Here is a 2,131-nt window from a genome sequence, read left to right as displayed (position 1 = left end):
GTGATCCATGAGGTTGTTTCTCTCTCATTCGCGAAAATTATCGTCAAGACTATTCACGATTCTTTGCCAGTCAGACACTTTCGATCATCGTCACGATTTCTGAACTTCCCCGCAGCAGTGCGCAGGGCTGATAAGCTTGAAAGGGCTCCGCCGGCGTTGTGCCGGTCAGCACAGCACAAATGCAATTCCAGCCTAGTGGGCCGCCAGCGCATCGACGACACTGTCACCCACATACAGCGTTGTTTCCGGTATACTTTCCAACCGCCACATCGCCAGATGAATTCCCTGCAGATCCGGTTTCGGAACGGGATAGTTCAGAGCCGTCAGCGCAGCGTTGACGCTCGCCCCAATTCCACGGCTGGAATCGCCCAGCGTATAATCAAAATCAAAAAGCATTGTTCGATAAGGAAGCATTTTGTTTCCTCCTTGCTTGTTTTAAAAAAAGAGAAAAGCTGCGCCCTTCATACCCTGCGCAGCTTTTCAAGATTTTACAATTACGCTTTATTCGGCGTCAGCGCCTTGATGATCGAGGCGGCCGCTTTCTTCCCCGCACCTAACGCCAGGATGACCGTCGCCGCGCCGCTGACCGCATCGCCGCCGGCATAGACGTTCTTCATGGTTGTTTCCTGTTCTTCGTTTACAACCAGACACCCGCGGGCATTGGTCTGTAAACGAGGTTCACTGCGGACAAGCAGCGGATTGCTGGATGTGCCTAAAGCCATGATCACGCAGTCGCAGACCAAATCGATCATTTCTCCGGTCGGTACCGGGGAACGCCGGCCGCGCTCATCCGGTTCGCCCAGCTCCATCTTCTCCAGCTTTACGCCTTTAACGAAGCCTTTGTCATCCTTGTAGATTTCAACCGGATTGTGCAGCGTCATAAACGTGATATCCTCGTCCATCGCATGCTCGACTTCTTCCTTACGCGCCGGCATTTCTGCCAAAGACCGGCGGTAAACGACCGTCACTTTTTTGCCCAGCCGGCGGGCACAGCGCGCGGCGTCCATTGCGACGTTGCCGCCGCCTACGACGATCGTGTGATTGCTTTGATAATAAGGCGTCAGATGATCCTCGCGGTAGGCTTTCATCAAATTGACGCGCGTCAGCACTTCATTGGCGCTGAAAACTCCGGCCGCGGTTTCCCCCAGAATGCCCATGAACTTCGGCAGACCGGCTCCGCTGCCGATAAAGACCGCCTGGAAGCCTTCATCTTCCAATTCCTGCATCGTCAAGGTCTTGCCGACAATGACGTTGGTTTCAATCACAACGCCCAGGTGTTTCAGCTGATCGAGCTGTTCGTCAACGATCCGCTTCGGCAGACGGAATTCCGGAATGCCATAGCGCAAGACGCCGCCCGCCTCATGCAAAGCTTCATAAATCGTCACCGCGAAGCCTTCCTTCGCTAAATCCGCCGCACAGGCCAACCCCGCCGGACCAGAACCGACAACCGCTACCTTGACTCCATTCGGCTGCGGCTTTTCCGGCAGCACCGGCGTGTGATGGTCGGCGACATACCGCTCCAGCCGTCCGATCGCTACCGCTTCCCCGCGGATTGCGCGGACACAGTTCTTTTCACACTGGTTTTCCTGCGGACAGACGCGGCCGCAGATTGTCGGGAAGCTGTTGGTCTTGGTAATGATGCCGTAAGCTTCGTCGATCTTACCCTGCTTCAGCGCTTTGATGAAGTCCGGAATCATGACAGAAACCGGACAGCCTGCTGTACAAGGATGATTGACGCAGTGCAGACAACGATCTGCCTCGTTAATCATCTGTTCCTCGGTATAACCTAATGCAACTTCTTCAAAGTTTGTAATCCGCACCAACCCTTCCTGCAAAGGCATCGGCGTTTTTTCATTCTGCATATTCGGCATGTTATTTCGCCTCCTCAAGATGACAGCGGTGATCTTCCATATACGTGCGGTTGCGCTGCATTAACTCGTCGAAATCGACCTGATGGCCGTCGAAATCCGGACCGTCCACACAGGCGAACTTGACCTTGCCGCCGACGGTGACGCGGCATCCGCCGCACATGCCGGTGCCGTCGATCATAATTGGATTCAGGCTGACCAGCGTCTTAATACCAGCCGCTTCCGTCACCTTGCAGACCATCTTCATCATGATAATCGGTCCG

The 2,131-nt window shown here is 54.5% G+C and carries 3 protein-coding genes; all 3 read right to left on the bottom strand.

Annotated features, from left to right (window positions below; translation table 11 throughout):
• Positions 1-192 precede the first annotated feature (192 nt).
• Positions 193-414: an HAD family hydrolase gene (locus HOLDEFILI_RS14550; protein ID WP_039865087.1), complete on the bottom strand. Its 222-nt coding sequence runs from the start codon at positions 412-414 to the stop codon at positions 193-195.
• Positions 415-494: 80 nt separating this feature from the next.
• Positions 495-1,871 (bottom strand): NADPH-dependent glutamate synthase, encoded by a 1,377-nt coding sequence (gene gltA, locus HOLDEFILI_RS14545; protein ID WP_006060573.1) that lies wholly within the window; start codon positions 1,869-1,871, stop codon positions 495-497.
• A gap of 1 nt (position 1,872) precedes the next feature.
• A partial coding sequence (locus HOLDEFILI_RS20305) for an iron-sulfur cluster-binding protein (RefSeq protein ID WP_006060572.1) occupies positions 1,873-2,131 on the bottom strand: 259 nt, incomplete at its 5' end.

The sequence above is a fragment of the Holdemania filiformis DSM 12042 genome (assembly GCF_000157995.1).
Taxonomy (GTDB): Bacteria; Bacillota_I; Bacilli_A; order Erysipelotrichales; family Erysipelotrichaceae; genus Holdemania; species Holdemania filiformis.
The sequence above is the reverse complement of the archived record's forward strand: the minus strand, read 5'-3'. Positions and strand labels throughout refer to the sequence as shown.

Coding starts and splice junctions, on each gene's coding strand:
- gltA (WP_006060573.1), bottom strand. CDS start 1,871: ATGCCGAATATGCAGAATGAAAAAACGCCGATGCCTTTGCAGGAAGGG.
- HOLDEFILI_RS14550 (WP_039865087.1), bottom strand. CDS start 414: ATGCTTCCTTATCGAACAATGCTTTTTGATTTTGATTATACGCTGGGC.